Raw genomic sequence first — 16,483 nt, 5'->3', positions numbered from 1 at the left:
GATCTCGGCCATCATCGCGTCGGCATCGGGGCCGAGCGCGGCGAGGATGTCCTGCTGCGTGATGTTCGGGCCCGGGGCCTTTTGCCGTGCTCAGCTCAGCTGGGTCAGTGCCGCGCGCAGGGTCTCGCCGAGGAAGTCGAGGTCGGCGTCGGACGCGTTCAGCGGCGGGGCCACCAGCAGGCCTTCGCCCGTGCGGTCGGGCCGGAAGCCGACGTACGGGTACAGCAGCAGCCCCTTGCTCCGGGTGATCCGCATGACGTCGCCGATGGTCCCGGGGGCCAGCTCGATGCCGTGGAAGTACCCCAGGCCGCGGACGTCCGTCACCACCGACTGGCCGCGCACCGCGTCGGCCACCAGCCGGCCGAGGGCCGCGCCGCGGACTTCGTCGCGGTCGAGGGCGCCGAGGTCGTCCAGCACCGACAGCACCGCCAGGCCGGCGCGGCCCTGCAGCGGCGTCGCCGACATCGTGCCCATCAGCGGCAGCCACTTGCCGCTCGTCATGATGTCCTCGGCCAGGTTCGGCGAGATCATCGTGGCGGCCAGCGGGACGTACCCGGCGCCGAGGCCCTTCGACAGCGTGACGATGTCCGCCGCCGAGCCCGGCGTGTGGTGCGAGGCCAGCGGGAGGCCGGTGCGGCCCAGCCCGGTGAGGACCTCGTCGTGGATGACCAGGACGCCGAACTCGTCGCAGACCTCGCGCAGCGCCTTCAGGTACCCGGCCGGCGGCACGTACCCGCCGCCGGTGGTGCCGTTGACCGGTTCCATCAGCACCGCGGCGACGGTCTCCGGCCCGGCCGCGACGATCGCGTCGCGCACCGCCCGCACGCACTCGACGCGGCAGGCGGGGAACGGGCAGTCGAGGTGCTGGCCGGGGTAGGGCGGGTTGAACGCGGGGGCGAGGCCGAAGCTGTCGTCCTCGTGCGGCCGCCGCGACAGGTGGCCCGAGAGCGCCAGCACGAACGCGCTGTTGCCGTGGTAGCCCAGCGACGACGTCAGGACCTTGTGCCGGCCCTCTTCGCCGCGGGCGCGCTGCACCAGCCGGGCCAGCGCGATCGCCGACTCCGTCGCGTGCGTGCCGGTGGGGGTGAACATGACCCGGTCGTCCGGCCGGTGCACCGCCCGCGCGGTGGCCGCGGCCAGCTGCTCCATCAGGTCCGGCGCGAACGTGCCGGGGCTGGCGTAGGTGCAGATCCCGACCTGGTCCCGCAGCGCCTCGACCACCACCGGGTGGGCGTGGCCGATGTTCACGTTGACGATCCCGCTGGCGCCGTCGAGGTACCGCGTGCCGTCGGAGGCGTACACCCACGACCCGGCGGCGTGGCTGTAGGGGATCGGGGGGATCTGCAGCCGGGCCGCCAGCAGCTGGGACGGCGCTTTCTGCACGGTCATCGTCACGATCGGATTCCTCCTGGCTCGGTGGCGTGATCGACGTGGAGCCTCGCCTTGGTGCGGATGTCGTCGACGAGCACGGCCTGCCGCAGCACGTCGTCGTTGTCGGGGAGCCGTCCCGAACGGACGGCGGCCGCGAACGCGTCCAGGGTGTTGGCCACCTGGTCGTCGGGCGGCAGCGGGATCTCCTCGACGCCCGTGTTCCGTTCCAGCCGCAGCACCGGGACGTGCCCGGCGGGCGGGGTGAAGGCGTGGTCGAGGACGAGCCGCCCTTCGCTGCCCCACAGCTCGTACCCGGACCGGTAGGCGTGGTCGATCCCGAAGGTCGCGGACGCGCCGACGCCGTCACCGGTGCACAGCAGCGCCTGGCCGGCGGAGTCGACGGGGTGGCCGTGGCGCCGGGTGAGCACCGCCGAAACGACCTCGATTTCGCTGCCCAGGAACGACATCGCGGCGCGTACCGGGTAGACGCCGGTGTCCAGGAGGGCCCCGCCGCCGAGGTCGGCGCGGTGGCGGATGTCGCCGGGCGGCCGGGCCGGCACGGCGAACGCGGCGTGGAACGCGCGCAGCTCCCCGATGACGCCGTCGGCCAGCAGCTTCCGGACCGCCACGTGCTGGCCGTGGTGGAGGAACATGACGTTCTCCATCAGCACGAGCCCGGCCGACCGGGCGGCGGCGATCAGCTCGCGGGTCCGCGACACGCTGGTGGTCAACGGTTTCTCGGCGAGCACGTGCTTGCCGGCGGCCAGCGCCCGCTCGATCCACTCGGCGTGCGCGGCGTTCGGCAGCGGGAGGTAGACGGCTTCGACGTCGTCGAGGTCCAGCAGCGCCGAATAGCCCTCGACCGCGCGGCAGCCGTAGCCCCGGGCGGTGTCCGCGGCCTTGCCGGCGTCCCGGCTGGCGATCGCCGCGACCTCCGTGCCGGGCCGGGCTGCCATGGCGGGAAGCAGCTTCCGGACGGCGATGCTCGCGCAGCCCATGATCCCGATGCGCAGTGGGGCCACCGGATCTCCTTCGCGCGGTTCGGGCGTTGTCCGTTCTTCACGCTAGGACCGCGCGCGGGCTCCGGGCATCCCTCGTCCTGATAGCGCGTCGACCGTCCTATCAGGTCGGGGGATGCCCGCCGCGGCGCGGCCGTCCTACGCTCGCCGGACGCCGAGGAAGGGGAGTGACGTGGTCCACAGCACGATTCACGAGGACACGGCCCGGGACGGACGCTCCGAAGACGCGGTCATGTCCATGGCGGACTTCCACTCCTGGTTCAACGCGCGGGCGCGCGCGAACAGCTTCCGGGTGGACCGGATCCCGTTCGCGGACCTGTCCGGCTGGGACTTCGAGCCCGACACCGGCAACCTGGTGCACAGCAGCGGCCGGTTCTTCTCGGTCGAGGGCCTGCGCGTGCGGACCGACCGGCCCTGGGTGAGCGAGTGGGCCCAGCCGATCATCGTGCAGCCGGAGATCGGCGTGCTCGGCATCCTCGTCAAGCGGTTCGACGGCGTCCCGCACTGCCTGATGCAGGCGAAGATGGAACCGGGCAACATCAACGGCTTGCAGATCTCGCCGACCGTGCAGGCCACCCGCAGCAACTACATGAAGGTCCACGGCGGCGCGGCCACCAAGTACATGGAGTACTTCCGGCCCGGCTCCCGCGGCCGCGTGCTGTTCGACGGCCTGCAGTCCGAGCAGGGGTCGTGGTTCCTGCACAAGCGCAACCGCAACATCGTCGTCGAGACCGACGACGACGTCCCGCTCGACGAGGACTTCTGCTGGCTGACGCTCGACCAGATCCGCCGCCTGCTGCGGCTGGACCACATGGTGAACATGGACTCCCGGACCGTCCTCGCGTGCGTCCCGCCCGCGCTGTCCCGGCCGGACGACCGGACCGACGGCGACGGCTCGTTCGCCGAAGCGGTCCACCGTTCGCTGTCCGGCCGCGGCCGGCCCCTGCACGAGCCGGGGCACGTCCTCAGCTGGCTCACCGAGGTGCGCGCCCGCCAGGAGCTGGTGCAGCGCCGGGTGCCGCTGAAGGAGATCGTCGAAGACGGCTGGCAGCTCGGCCACGAGGTCATCGACCACCGCGACGGCAAGTACTTCGACGTCGTCGCGGTCTCGGTGCAGGCCAGCAACCGCGAGGTCACGTCGTGGACCCAGCCGCTGGTGGCGCCCCGGCAGTCGGGCCTGCTCGCGTTGCTGGTCAAGCGGATCGGCGGCACGCTGCACGCGCTGGTGCAGGCCCGCAGCGACGCCGGCACGCTCAACATCGCCGAGCTGACCGCGACCGTCCACTGCCAGCCCGGCAACTACGCCGACGCGCCGTCGGAGTACCGCCCGGCCTACCTCGACTACGCGCTGGCCGCCCCGGCCGGCCGCGTGCGGCTGGACGTCGTGCACTCCGAGGAAGGCGGCCGGTTCTACCACGCGCAGAACCGCTACCTGGTGATCGAGGTCGAGGACGGCTTCGCCCCCGAGCCCGACGACCGGTTCCTCTGGACGACGCTGAGCCAGCTGATGTCCCTGCTGTCGCACAGCAACTACCTGACGGTGGAGCTGCGCAGCCTGATGGCCGGCGTGCGCAGCTTCTGACGCCCGCCTCGGTCAGGCGGCCGGGACCGCAGCGCGCAGGCGGTCCCGCAGGGCGTCCACCAGGGCGTCGAGCCCGCCCGGGCCGGCCGTGCCGAAGACGTGGTAGTCCGGCCGCACCAGCACCGACGTCGCCCCGAACCAGGCCAGGAACGGCCGGTAGACGTCGTCGACGTCCACCCCCTCGTCGAGCCGGACGACGTGCGTCCCCAGCTCGGCGAGGAAGTCCGAGCCGCCCGCCTCGGTGGTCAGCAGCACGAAACCCCGGCCGGCGACGTCGTCGAACAGCCCGGTCGCCGCGCCCACCCGCACCCGGCCCTGCGGCACCACCACACCCGCACCCGGGCTCTCGTGGAGCAGCCCGCCGCTCAGCGGTTTCGCCGGTTCCGGCCGGCCCGCCGGCTTGCCGCGGCGGTTGGCCAGGACGGTCGCGTCCCGCTCGGCGGCCGCCGCCGGGTCCGTCACGCAGATGACCCGGCCCAGCTGCACCGACGCCAGGATGGCCTCCCGGGCCTGCTCCCGGCGCTCGTCGCCATAACTGTCCAAAAGGGACTCCGAGGCCAGGCCGCGGAGCGTGAGGTCGAGTTTCCACGCCAGGTTCGTGACGTCGCGGATGCCGGAGCACATGCCCTGCCCGGCGAACGGCGGCATCAGGTGCGCCGCGTCGCCGGCGAGCAGGACGTGCCCCACCCGCCACCGGTCGGCCCACCGGGCCTGGAAGATGTAGGTGGTGCTGCGCAGCAGGGTGGCGGTCTCGGGCGTGACGCCGTAGGGGGCCATCAGCCGCCACGCCGTCTCGTCCTTGTTCAGCTCGGCCGCGCTTTCGCCCGGCAGGCGCATGAACTCCCAGCGACGGCGGCCGGGCCCGCTGCCCACCAGCGTCGTGGGCCGCGCCGGGTCGCAGATCTGCACGTTCGTCGGGACGAACTCCCGCGGCTCGGTCAGCTGGACGTCGCAGAGCAGCCACTCGTACGAGAAGCCGAGGTCGGTCACCGGCACGTCGAGGTGCTCGCGCACGAAGCTGTTCGCACCGTCGCAGCCCACGACCCACCGCGCCGAGATGGTCCGCGACACCTCGTCGGCGTCGGTCGCGGTCACCTGGACCAGCGCGTCACCGTCGGCGATGGCCACGACTTCGTGCCCGCGCAGCACGGTGATCCCGGGCAGGTCCCGGACCCGCGCCGCGATGAGCTCCTCCAGCGCCGGCTGGTGCATGGTGTTCGCGTCCGGCCAGCCGTAGCGGCCCTCGGTGGTGAAGGCGATGTCCAGCAGCGTCTGCCCGTCCGCGGTCTGCCACTGGTAGCCGTTGGCCGGTGCGGTGATCCGCCCGAGGTCCGGGCCGATGCCGGTGGCGGCCAGCAGCCGGGCGGTCTCGCCGTCGAAGCTGGTCGCCCGCGGCAGCCGGTACGGCCGGGGCCGGCGCTCGAGCACCATCACCCGCCAGCCGCGCTGGGCCAGCAGCACCGACAGGGTGGCGCCGATCGGGCCGTTGCCGACGATGACGACGTCCGTGTCCGTCACGAGCACCTCACAGGTCGCGGGTCAGGCGGGCCAGCCGTTCGCGCAGGCAGCCGACGCGCTGCGGCAGCGACGGATCGCCCTCGGGCCAGCCCAGGTCGATGCCCACCCGGCCGCCGAACGTGCTCAGCACGTAGCCGCCGAGCGCGATGGTCTCCCGCATCCGGGACGCCGAGTGCAGGTTGGTCAGCCGCAGGCCGTCCGGGGTGCGCATCGGCGGGGCGACGCCCCAGTTCATGATGCTGACCACGGCGAGCGCGAGCTTCGGGTCCCACGGCTTCGCGGCGGCGGGCTTGCTGAACATGTCGAGGATGCTGCGCTGCACGGACCCGTCGGCCAGGCCGGCCCGCAGCTGCTCGCCGATGGCCCGGCCGATCGGGACGGCGTCGTGCGGGATCCCGTCCGGCACCTTGAAGGCGACCCCGCCGAGCACGTTCGTGCCCTCGGTCGCGCCGACCGGCGGTGTCAGCCTGCCGCGCAGGTTCACCGAGTACCGGTAGACGAGGTCGGTCAGCGGCATGTCGCGGAGCTCGGCTTCGGCGAGCAGGACCGCGCCCGACACCAGGCCGTTGATCGTCACCTTCTCGCGGTGGCCGAGGTTCGCCAGCGCCGTCGATTCTGCTTCGGTCAGCCGGTGCTGGACGACGTGGCGGACGACCGGGTCCGGCCGGTTCGCCGCCGGAGGCGGGGCGAGCGGGGTCGCCGGGCCGCTCGCGTGGATGCCGCGGTCGGCCAGCAGGTCTTCCAGCGACCGCGGGTACGGCTGCCGGCCCAGGTCGAGCGGCACGCCTTCGACGACGTCGGTGTAGCTGGACCACAGGGCCGCGAGGATCGCGGTGGCGTGGTGGGCGTCGGCGACGCTGTGCTGGATCGCCAGGCAGACACTGGCTTCCTCGCCGTCGCGGACGACGTTGAGGGCGCTCAGCGAGCGGCTCTGGTCGAGGTCCAAGCCCGCCAGCGGCCGGGACGGGTCGCCGTCGGCGAACCGGATTTCCGGCTGCGCGTCCGACTCCGTCAGCACCGCGCCCTCGCCGGTGAACTCCACGCGGGCCGAGAGCTGGGGGTAGGCACGGCAGACCGCTTCGAACGCCGTGGTCAGCGCCTCGGGGTCGAGCCGCCCTTCGGCGCGCACGGTGTAGCCGATGTAGGCCTCCCGGACGGCGTGGACGCTCTCGCTGGGCGCCAGCGCCCGCCGGACCGCGGCTCGGGTCACGAAGTCCTCCCGGTGGATCCGGTCAGCGCGGGGCCGGCCAGCTTCTCCGTCACCGTCGCGATGATCGGCGCGGCCTGGTCGACCAGGAAGAAGTGCCCGCCCGGCAGCACCCGCAGGTCCGCCGGCCCGGTGGTGTGCTCTTCCCAGGCACGGGCCTCCTCGACCGACACCCGCGGATCGCGGTCGCCGGTGAACACCGTGACCGGGCAGTCCAGCCGGCGCCCGGGTTCGTGCCGGTAGGTCTCGACCGCGCGGTAGTCGCTGCGGATCGCGGGCAGGACCATGGCGAGCAGTTCGGGGTCGGCCAGCATGGCCGCGTCGGACCCGCCGAGCTTCCGCAGCTCGGCGACGAGCCGGTCGTCGGACACCCCGCGGAAGTCGTCGTCGCGGTAGCGCGAGGGCGCCCGCCGGCCGGACGCGAACAGGTGCACCGGCGCGGGCAGCCCGGCGTCGGTCATCCGCAACGCCACCTCGTAGCCGATGATCGCGCCCATGCTGTGCCCGAACAGGGCCAGCGGCCGGTCGTCGACCGAGCGCAGCACCTCCAGCAGCCGGTTCGTCAGCCCGGCGACGCTGTCGACGGGCGGCTCGTGGCGCCGGTCCTGACGGCCCGGGTACTGGACCGCCAGGACCTCCACCGCGGGAGCGAGGGCCTTGGCGAGCGGGAAGAAGAAGCTGGCCGAACCACCGGCGTGCGGCAGGCACACGAGCCGCGCCCGCGCGTCCGGGGCCCGCTCGAAACGGCGCAACCACTTCTCGGTGTCTGCCATCTTTGCGGGGGTCCGGGTGGCGGAGCCCCCGGCTCGGGGCGAAGCCACGGATGACACAGGTCGGTGCACGGCGGGGCTGCCTTTCGGGCTAAACGAGCTTCAGGGGGAGCGTCTTGGTCCGGGTGAACGCCGGCCGCAGGATCCACGGGATCTCTTCTCGCGGCACCGCGAGGGCCAGGTCCGGGAACCGGGTGAACAGCCCGTGCAGCGCCACCTCGGCCTCCTGGTAGGCCAGGTGCTGGCCCAGGCAGCGGTGGATGCCCTTGCCGAAGGACAGGTGCATCTCGTTGGTGACGCTCAGCCGGTCGACGATCAGCTTGTCCGGCTCGTCGAACTTGCGCGGGTCGGTGTTGGCGGCCAGCAACAGCGGCGCGACCGGCGTCCCCCGCGGGATCGTGACGCCGCCGAGCTCGACGTCCTCCGACGGGAAGCGCGCCTGCGTGAACTGCAGCGGGCCCAGCCGCTGCAGCTCGCGCACGGCCTGCGCCCACAGCTCCGGCTCGGCCTTCAGCCGCGCGAGCTGGTCGGGGTGCTCGAGCAGGAACAGCACCGAGTTCCCGATCAGGTAGGTCGTCGTCTGGTGGCCGGCCGTGACCAGGCTGAACAGGATGCCGACGATCTCGTCGTCGGACACCCGGCCCGGGTCCTCGGCCTGGGCCTGCACGAGCGCGGTGACCAGGTCGTCCTGCGGTTCGACGCGCCGGCGGGCCATCAGCTCCCGCGAGAGGGCGATACAGTGGCGCAGCGCGGGCGGGATGTTCGGCGCGTCCATGGTCGCCATGGCGTTGCCCCAGGCGTGCCAGGCGGCGCGGTCGGGCTCGTCGATGCCGACCAGCTCGCAGATGACCGTGACCGGCAGCGGGAAGCAGAACTCCTCGACGATGTCGACCGGCGAGCCGTCCTTGCCCTGCTCCGCCATCTTGTCGAGCAGGTCCTCGGTGATCTTCTCGACGCGCGGGCGCAGCGCGTTGACGCGGCGCGCGGTCAGCGCGTACGAGACCAGCTTGCGCAGCCGCGTGTGGTCCTCGCCGTCGGCGGTGTTGAGCTTGTTCGCCATCCACGGGATGAGGTCTTCGGGGAAGTTCATCGCCTTGAAGACGCCGTCGCGGATGTCGGCCAGCGGCGAGTCTTCCGGCGGGTTGGTGAGGAAGCGCGGGTCGGTGAGGACCGTGAGGACGTCCTCGTAGCGGGTGGCCAGCCACATGTCCGGCCCGCCCATCATGGTGCCGAGGTTCAGTGTCCCGGTGTGGGGCAACGGCTCCTCGCGCAACCGCGCGTACCAGCCGAACGGGTCGGCGACCACTTCCGGTGAGAAGAGGTCGACCGGCTTGGCCGAAGGCTTGGCGGTGGCGGTCATGGCCATCCCTTCCTGGTGCCGACGCGGGCGGTCCCGCTCGCGTGCGCGGCGGGCCCGGATTCGGACGGTAGGGAAGGACGGCCGGTTGAGCATCCCCCAACCTCACAGTGCTGCGGTCTGGTGTCCTTTGTGGACGATCGGGGTGCGCCGCGGTGCTATCAGAACGAGGGATGCCCGGCCGGGCCGGCCTCACCTACTCTCGCCCAAGACCTTGCAGGCCAGGCGTTGATCGACACGCGGTCACGCGAAACGATGCTTAGGGGTACTGGTGACGAAGCCGACTCCGAACGAGATTGGCCAGGGCTACGACGCTTTCGCGGACCTGCTCGACCAGCTCTGGGGCGAAAATCTGCACCACGGGTACTGGGACGACGAGTCCGCGACGCTCGAAGAGGCCACCACCCGGCTGACCGACCGGCTGTCCGCGATGCTGCCGCTGCGAGCGGGCGACCGGCTGCTCGACATCGGCTGCGGCAACGGCGAGCCGGCGATCCGGATGGCCGTCGCGAACGACGTCATGGTCACCGGCATCTCGATCAGCGAGAAGCAGGTGGAACGCGCGAACGACCGCGCGTACAAGGCCGACGTGGACGACCGGGTCGTCTTCGAGTACGCCGACGCGATGGAGCTGCCCTACGAGGACGGCTCGTTCGACCTCGTCTGGGCGCTGGAGTCGCTGCACCACATGCCGGACCGCTGGCACGTGATCCGCCAGGCGGCCCGCGTGCTGCGGCCGGGCGGGCGCCTGGCCCTCGGCGACTTCCTGCTCGTGCCGGGCCCCGCCGGACTGGAGGCCGACCGCGCGCGCGTCGCCGAGGTCGGCAAGGGCGTGGTGTCGGTCGTCTCGCTCGAGGAGTACCAGGCCCACCTGCGCGAAGCCGGCCTCGAGCCCGAATCGGCCGAGGACGTCAGCGAGTTCACCCGGCCGTCGTGGGCCAAGGCGGCGGAGCGGTTCGAGGCGCTGCGGGAGCAGGCGCTGCAGCACATCGAGGCCGCGCAGTTCGAGGTGACGCTCGGCCGGTTCCGCGCCTTCAGCGACGAGCCGTCGCTCGGCTACGTCCTCCTGACCGCGCGCAAGCCGGAGTGAGGAAGCCCGAAACCATGCAGATGACCGAAGAGAACCTCCGCGGCCTGTTCGGCCGGATGACGGGGGACGAGAAGCACGGGTGGGCCGCGGCGTCGACGCTGCACGCGATCTGGGTGCTCTACGAACGCGTGCTGAACGTGTCGCCGTCGAACATCGAGGACCCCGACCGCGACCGGTTCTACCTCTCCAAGGGCCACGGCCCGATGGCCTACTACGCGGTGCTCGCCGCGAAGGGCTTCCTCGAACCGGAAACGCTGGACACCTGGCGGCAGTGGGATTCGCCGCTGGGCATGCACCCGGACCGCAACCTGGCGCCCGGGGTGGAGATCAGCAGCGGCTCCCTCGGCCACGGCCTCCCGCTCGGCGTCGGCACCGCGCTCGGGCTGCGCGCCCAGGGCCGCGACGCCCGCGTGTTCGTGCTGATGGGCGACGGCGAGTTCGACGAGGGCAGCAACCACGAGACGATGTCGATCGCCGGCCGGCTCGGGCTCGACCGCCTCACCGCGATCGTCATCGACAACAAGACGGCCAGCCTCGGCTGGCCGGGCGGCATCGCCGCGCGCTTCGAGCTGGAGGGCTGGGCCGCGACCACGGTCGACGGCCGCGACCACGACGCGCTGGAGAAGGCGCTGACCGGGGAGACCGACGGGCGGCCGCGCGCCGTCGTCGCGGAGATCCTCCCGATCGAGGAAGGGGCCGGCGCATGACCGCCCAGGTGACCAGGAAGCAGATGCGGACGGTCTTCGCCGAGACGGTGATCGAGTCCCTCGCCACGGACCCGCGGGTGGTCATGCTGACCGCGGACATCTCGTCGTGGTTCTTCTGGGACGTGAAGAAGGAGTACCCGGACCGCGTCCTCAACTTCGGCATCCGCGAGCAGGCGATGATCGACATCGCCGGCGGCTTCGCGCTCGCCGGTCAGCGGCCGGTGGTGCACACGTACGCGCCGTTCCTGGTCGAGCGGCCGTTCGAGCAGATCAAGATCGGCCTCGGCCACCAGGACGTCGGCGCGGTCCTGGTCAGCGTGGGCGCGTCCTACGACGACCCGTCGTGGGGCCGCACCCACCAGGCACCGGGCGACGTGGCCCTGCTGGACACGCTGCCCGGCTGGACGGTGCACGTCCCCGGCCACGAGGACGAGGTCGCCCCGCTGCTGGCCAAGGCCATCGCCGGCGACAACCGGGTCTACGTCCGGCTGTCCGAGCGCGCGAACACCGAATCGGTACCGGTGTCGGACGAGTTCACGGTGCTCCGCCAGGGCAGCAAGGGCGTCGTCATCGCGGTCGGCCCGGTGCTGGACCAGGTCCTGGCCGCCACGGCCACGGCGGACGTCACGGTGCTGTACGCCTCGACGATCCGCCCGTTCGACCACGCGGGCCTCCGCGCGGCGGTGAACGCGGCGGCCCCGAACGTGGTCCTGGTCGAGCCGTACCTGCGCGGGACGTCGGCGTTCGAGGTGACCGAAGCACTGGCCGACGTGCCCCACCGCCTCAGGTCGTTCGGAACCTGGCGCGACCGAGAGGCCCGCGTCTACGGAACGGCCGAGGAACACGACCGCCTGTTCGGAGTGGACGCCGAATCCCTGGCGGCTTCGATCGCCCGTTTCGTCGGCTGACGCCGACGACGACCGGAACCGGCCGGCTCCCCGCTGCACCGCACCCCCAGGCGGTCCGGCGTGGAGCCGGCTTTCGTCGTGCCCGCAACCCCTACCTACCCCTGCGTTCTCGCGGCGGGGGATGTGCTTGGTGAGGACCGAAGGCTTTCGGGGTTGACCGGCGCGCCCGGAGCACGTTCTGGGCGAATGGAGGTTTCGTGCGGCGTCACCGGGCTGGATGGCCGAGTCAGGCTTTCGTCGTGCCCGCAACCCCTACCTACCCCTATACGCGAAAGGCCCGGACCGTCCGCGACGGTCCGGGCCCCGAGGGTCTCCGCTTAACCCGCGTCCCAGGTGATCGGCAGCGAGTGCACGCCGTAGGTGAGCATGTCGTTGCGCAGGGGGACGTCCTCCGGCGGCACCGCGAGCCGCACGTTCGGCAGCCGGCGCAGCAGCTCGGCGTAGCCCACCTGCATCTCCACCCGGGCCAGCTGCTGCCCGAGGCACTGGTGGACGCCGTGGCCGAAGGCCAGGTGCGGGCCGCGGGGACGCGTCACGTCCAGGGTCTCCGGGGCCGTCCACTGGCGCTCGTCCCGGTTGGTGGCCACCACCGAGACCACCACGGTCGAGCCGGCCGGGATGTGCTCGCCGCCGAGCTCCAGGTCGTGCTTGGCGAACCGGAAGAGCCCCGGGTTGATGACGGACAGGTAGCGCAGCAGCTCCTCGACGGCGTCCCCGATGCGGGCCGGGTCGTCGCGGACCGCGGCGAGCTGGTCGGGGCGCTGCAGCAGCACGAACATGCCCAGCCCGAACATGCTCGCGGTGGTGTCGTAGCCGGCGATGAGCAGCAGGTTGGCGATGTTGATGAGCTCGTCGTCGGTGAGCGCCGGGTCGGCCCCGGCGTGGTGGATCAGGCCGGAGATGAGGTCGTCGGCCGGGTGCTCGCGCTTGTCCGTGATCAGCCGCTGCATGAACACGCGCAGCGCGTCGGCGTTCGCCACCGCCTGCTCGACCGGGGCGTCCAGCTGCAGCAGGGCCGCCGCGCGCTCCTGGAACCCCGCCCGGTCGTCGTAGCGCACGCCGAGCAGCTCGCAGATCATCTGCGACGGGGCCGGGAACGCGAACTCGGTCATCAGGTCGGCGCTGGTGCCCTTGGCCAGCATGTCGTCCAGCAGCCCGCCGATGATCTTCTCGATCTGCGTGCCGAGGTCGCGGATCCGGCGGACGGTGAACTGCCCGGTGAGCAGCTTGCGGTACCGCGTGTGCTCCGGCGGGTCCATGTTGATGAACGAGCCGGCGCGCGCCTTGTCGTCGCGCAGCCGCTCCCGGAACTCGGCGGGCAGCTCCTTGAACCTCGGGTGGTACTGGAACCGGTCGGAGGAGAACCGCGGGTCCGTCAGCACCGCGCGGGCCTCTTCGTACCCGGACACCAGCCAGAACGGCTCGCCCGAAGCCAGCGCCGCCTTGGCGATCGGGCCGCGCGCGGCCACCGCCAGCAGGGCCGGCGGCACGGTGAACGGGTCGTCGCGCTGGACGAACTCTTGGGGGAGGGGTGACCGCAGCGCTGCGTTGCTGGGCTTGTTTTCGGTCGCGTTGGTCGTCACTGCGGCGCCAGCTCCATTCGAATCGCGCGGGCCGGACGGCGATCGATCGGGGACGGGTGCCGATCCCGCGACTTGCCTGGTCGCTTCGGAGCGTAGGAGCGCCGCGGCGGGCCGGGCATCCCTCGGTCTGATAGGACTCCGCCCGACTATCAAGGTAGGGGTGGTGCCCGCCGGGCGAGGTGCACACGATGGGGGCCGAAGTGGTCGCCGGGTGAGCGAGGTGTGTCCCGTTGAGCGTTGTCCTGCTGTTGAACGGTCCCAACCTGGGTGTGCTGGGCCGGCGCGAGCCGGAGATCTACGGCACCGACACGCTCGCCGACATCGAGAAGGCCGTCGCCGAGGAAGTGGCCGTCCGGGGCTGGGAGGTCGTGTCGATCCAGCGTGACGGCGAAGGCGAGCTGGTCGGCGCGATCCACGAGCACGGCGGCACCACGGTCGGCGCCATCGTCAACCCCGGCGCCCTGATGATCGCCGGCTGGAGCCTGCGCGACGCGCTGGCGAGCTACGCGCCGCCGTGGATCGAAGTGCACCTCAGCAATGTGTGGGCGCGCGAGCAGTTCCGGCACGAGTCGGTCATCGCGCCCCTGGCGAGCGGTGTGGTGGTCGGCTTGGGCGCTTTCGGGTATCGCCTCGCGGCGCAAGCGCTGCTGCATTTGACTTCGGCGTGAATTAGATCCTTATTGTCCGGATTGTTCGCGCCGCTGGTGCGTTCGGACGAGGTGCGCCCGATCGGGGCGCGCCCAACCGGGTGACGGTCCCAGGAGGCAGGCGTCCCGCTGCGACGCGCCGTCATTCTTCCCGGGGACTTCGAGGGCTACCCGGTAGTTAGTTGAGCGCTAACAGAATGCCCGTTAGGCTAGCTGGCTGATTTGCGCGTCAGAACCGTGTGAAATCGCTGCCCCACCAGGGCAAAAGCTAAACGTCCTCACATTTTCTAGGGGTGTGACCTGGCTCACAGGGGCGATGACGGAGCTCTCGGCCGAAGCTATCGTGAGTGACGCAAGCTGTTAATCTTTCACAAGCCTGCCTGGGGAGGTTCTTGTGACGTGCGCTTTTCCGCGCGGTCGGTGCGGTGCCATGTTCTGACCGGGTCGCCGGGTCCCGTCGGACACCTCTAACCCTGGGGTGTTGTGCTCGACAATGGTCGCGTGTTCGCGCGCGGCCGGACGGCGGGGCCGGTTTCGCGTGAATTCGCCGCAATGTGGCGGCTCGTTCAGTCTTATTTCGTTTCGTCTATACCTGGGGGATAGCCGAAAAATGATCGACGTACCTACTTTGCGCTTGCCCGAAAATCCGTTCACCGGATTTGGCGACGATTTCATGCAGGAGGCTTGTGACACGGCCGGGTTCCTCCGGCGCTCCGCGTACTCGTGGTTCAACGGGCGGCTCGACACCGGCCTGCAGTGCGCGAAGGCGGCCGCGGCGGGCGACCGCCGTGAATCCCGCGAACTCTACGAAATGGCCCAATTCTGGTACGTCGGCCTGCTCATCAAGGCCCGCGAACTGGAATCGGGCCGCCGGGTGCTGGCCGCGGTCGAGGAAAGCCGGGAGGGCTCCGCTTCCGAGCGCATGACCGCCGTGTCGCACAACGTCCGCGGGAACCTGCTGTTCGCGATGGGCAACGTCGACGAGGCCATGGCCGAGGTGAGCACGGGGCTGCGGATCGCCGAAGGGTGCGGCGACCGTTCCCTGCGCCCGCCGAGCTACGTCGTGCTGGCCCTCGGCGCGCTGCGCCGGGCGGACATGCGGGCGTGCCGCGTTTTCGTGGACAAGCTGGCCGACGAAGCGCTGCTCGGTTATTTCGGGCAGGCGCCGGGGGCGTGGGTGGCCGCGCAGGCCGTCGAGGCCCGCAGCGGGGTGGAGAGCGCGGCGAGCCTCATCGCCGGCATCGTGACGAACCCCCTGGTGCTCCGGCAGCTGCTGGTGTCGGAGCCGGCGGCGGCACCGTGGCTGGTCCGGGTGTGCGGCAAGCTGGGCGCGCACGACCTGGCGGAGATAGTGGTGGAGGCGGCCTCGGTGGCGGGCGCGGAACAGCCGGAGTTCAGCGTGATCCGCGGCTCCGCCCTGCATGCGGCGGGCCTGCTGGCCCAGGACTCGGCCAAGCTCCACGAGTCGGCCGACATCCACCCGGACCGCTGGTGCCGCGCATCGGCCCTGGAGGACCTCAGCGACCTGCTGGCGAAGAGGTATTCCGAGCGCGAGCGCACGGTCCGCTTCCTCGAGACGGCCCTGGACACGTACACGGCGGTGGGCGCGACACGTGACTCGGCCCGGGTGGTGAACAAGCTCCGCGAGCACGGAGTCCGCCGAGGCACGACGCGAGTGGTGGAGTACGAAGGAGCGGCCCCGCACGGGCTGACGAACACGGAGTTCGCGGTCGCCGAGCTGGTGAGCCAGGGACACACCAACAATGAGGTGGGCAGGCAGCTGTTCATCTCCAGACACACGGTGGCGTTCCATTTGAAGAAGGTGTTCCAGAAGATGCACATCACCTCAAGGGTCGAGCTCGCGGCGGCTTGGAAGGTGTTTTCGTAGGGGTTCCAGGTGTTGCGGGTTCACGCCGCAGTGGAGGGCGGCGCGGGTCCGGAAGTCCGGCCGCCCCGGCGGCGAGAGGCCGGCCGCCGCCAGTGCCGTGGGCGGCCGGCTCCGACTGGGTGACCGGCGCGGCTGGGCGACGGCGCGCGGCTGGATGACCGGCTGGTGCGGTGGGTGGTGGGCGTGCGGCTGGAATGACCGACCGGCTCCGGCTGGATGAGCGGCGCGCGCCGCTGGGTGACCGGCGCGCGGCTGGATGGCCGGTGCGACTGGGCGACGGCGCGCGGCTGGATGAGCGGTGCGCGGCCGGTCGGCCGGCTGGCCGGTGTGGGCGACGGCGCGCGGCCGGCTGGTCGGCGTGGGCGACGGCGCGCGGCCGGCTGGTCGGCGTGGGCTGGGTGGTGGCGCGCGGCTGGGATGACCGGCCGGCGAACTCGGGCCGCCGGGGGAGGAGTGCCGTCCACCCCCGGCGGCTTCGTGCTGCCCGAGCCGCGCCCGCCCTCTTCCCGCAACGTCCGACCGCACCCCGAGCCCCCTCCCGACCCCGCTCTCCGCGGCGGCAGGTGCGCCGGGCGGCCGAGCCGCGATGGCGGGCGCCGTGGCCGCCGCGGGGGGCCGGCCGAGCCCCCAACTTCGCTCCCGGCGCGCCCGGCCCCGCTCTCGCCCGGCGATAGGTGCCGTGCCGGCGCCCGAACCACGGCACCCGGCCTCGGCGCACCCCGCCGAGTCCGCTACCGCGCTGCCGGTCGCGAGCACGACCTCACACCCGAGCATGTCCACGATGGACGTCGACTGACCGGGTGCGGCCACGGCCAGCCAGCGTCCGGACAGCGCAC

The 16,483-nt window shown here is 71.9% G+C and carries 13 protein-coding genes; 6 read left to right on the top strand and 7 right to left on the bottom strand.

The genetic code is table 11. From position 1 onward, the window contains the following. Nucleotides 1-90 precede the first annotated feature (90 nt). Together ACWDN5_RS41380 and ACWDN5_RS41375 are read right to left on the bottom strand one after the other, a co-directional pair. Entirely contained in the window at nt 91-1,389 is a 1,299-nt protein-coding gene (locus ACWDN5_RS41380) for an aminotransferase family protein (RefSeq protein ID WP_449680113.1), read from the bottom strand. Between the two features lie 2 nt (nt 1,390-1,391). Continuing rightward, a complete protein-coding gene (locus ACWDN5_RS41375; RefSeq protein WP_449680112.1) occupies nt 1,392-2,393 on the bottom strand; it encodes a Gfo/Idh/MocA family protein in 1,002 nt (333 codons plus the stop codon). Between the two features lie 169 nt (nt 2,394-2,562). On the opposite strand from ACWDN5_RS41375, the gene ACWDN5_RS41370 reads away from it, so the two are divergent. Beyond that, nucleotides 2,563-3,972, top strand: coding sequence for an NDP-hexose 2,3-dehydratase family protein (locus ACWDN5_RS41370; RefSeq protein ID WP_310967737.1), 1,410 nt, complete (start codon nt 2,563-2,565; stop codon nt 3,970-3,972). A gap of 12 nt (nt 3,973-3,984) precedes the next feature. Here ACWDN5_RS41370 and mhpA read toward each other — a convergent pair whose 3' ends face one another. From mhpA to ACWDN5_RS41350, 4 genes are all read right to left on the bottom strand, one after another. After that, the gene (gene mhpA / locus ACWDN5_RS41365) at nt 3,985-5,490 is read right to left on the bottom strand and encodes a bifunctional 3-(3-hydroxy-phenyl)propionate/3-hydroxycinnamic acid hydroxylase MhpA (RefSeq protein ID WP_449680111.1); all 1,506 of its coding nucleotides are present in this window, start codon (nt 5,488-5,490) and stop codon (nt 3,985-3,987) included. A gap of 7 nt (nt 5,491-5,497) precedes the next feature. Next, a complete protein-coding gene (locus ACWDN5_RS41360; protein ID WP_310967733.1) occupies nt 5,498-6,700 on the bottom strand; it encodes a phthiocerol/phthiodiolone dimycocerosyl transferase family protein in 1,203 nt (400 codons plus the stop codon). Continuing rightward, nucleotides 6,697-7,449: a thioesterase II family protein gene (locus ACWDN5_RS41355; RefSeq protein ID WP_449680114.1), complete on the bottom strand. Its 753-nt coding sequence runs from the start codon at nt 7,447-7,449 to the stop codon at nt 6,697-6,699. The genes ACWDN5_RS41360 and ACWDN5_RS41355 overlap by 4 nt, the downstream gene beginning before the upstream one ends. 109 nt (nt 7,450-7,558) lie before the next feature. Next, the gene (locus ACWDN5_RS41350; RefSeq protein ID WP_310967731.1) at nt 7,559-8,833 is read right to left on the bottom strand and encodes a cytochrome P450 family protein; all 1,275 of its coding nucleotides are present in this window, start codon (nt 8,831-8,833) and stop codon (nt 7,559-7,561) included. 262 nt (nt 8,834-9,095) lie between these two features. On the opposite strand from ACWDN5_RS41350, the gene ACWDN5_RS41345 reads away from it, so the two are divergent. Genes ACWDN5_RS41345 through ACWDN5_RS41335 form a run of 3 tightly spaced genes read left to right on the top strand, consistent with a single transcriptional unit; the run spans nt 9,096 to nt 11,529 of the window. Continuing rightward, nucleotides 9,096-9,914: an SAM-dependent methyltransferase gene (locus tag ACWDN5_RS41345; protein ID WP_310967729.1), complete on the top strand. Its 819-nt coding sequence runs from the start codon at nt 9,096-9,098 to the stop codon at nt 9,912-9,914. 14 nt (nt 9,915-9,928) lie between these two features. Continuing rightward, nucleotides 9,929-10,621, top strand: coding sequence for a thiamine pyrophosphate-dependent enzyme (locus tag ACWDN5_RS41340; RefSeq protein ID WP_310967728.1), 693 nt, complete (start codon nt 9,929-9,931; stop codon nt 10,619-10,621). Continuing rightward, nucleotides 10,618-11,529 carry a transketolase family protein gene (locus ACWDN5_RS41335; RefSeq protein WP_310967726.1) on the top strand — a complete coding sequence of 304 codons (912 nt, stop codon included), beginning with the start codon at nt 10,618-10,620 and terminating at the stop codon, nt 11,527-11,529. Before ACWDN5_RS41340 ends, ACWDN5_RS41335 begins: the two co-directional genes overlap by 4 nt. Before the next feature lie 317 nt (nt 11,530-11,846). Here ACWDN5_RS41335 and ACWDN5_RS41330 read toward each other — a convergent pair whose 3' ends face one another. Then, the gene (locus tag ACWDN5_RS41330; protein WP_310967724.1) at nt 11,847-13,112 is read right to left on the bottom strand and encodes a cytochrome P450; all 1,266 of its coding nucleotides are present in this window, start codon (nt 13,110-13,112) and stop codon (nt 11,847-11,849) included. 230 nt (nt 13,113-13,342) lie between these two features. Here ACWDN5_RS41330 and ACWDN5_RS41325 point away from each other — a divergent pair, with 230 nt between their 5' ends. Both ACWDN5_RS41325 and ACWDN5_RS41320 read left to right on the top strand, forming a co-directional pair. Beyond that, nucleotides 13,343-13,780 carry a type II 3-dehydroquinate dehydratase gene (locus ACWDN5_RS41325; protein ID WP_310967723.1) on the top strand — a complete coding sequence of 146 codons (438 nt, stop codon included), beginning with the start codon at nt 13,343-13,345 and terminating at the stop codon, nt 13,778-13,780. Between the two features lie 652 nt (nt 13,781-14,432). Beyond that, nucleotides 14,433-15,647 (top strand): helix-turn-helix transcriptional regulator, encoded by a 1,215-nt coding sequence (locus ACWDN5_RS41320; RefSeq protein ID WP_449680110.1) that lies wholly within the window; start codon nt 14,433-14,435, stop codon nt 15,645-15,647. Nucleotides 15,648-16,483: the final 836 nt, after the last annotated feature.

Source organism: Amycolatopsis sp. NPDC003731 (genome assembly GCF_053586895.1).
This window is presented reverse-complemented; position numbering and strand designations above follow the sequence as displayed.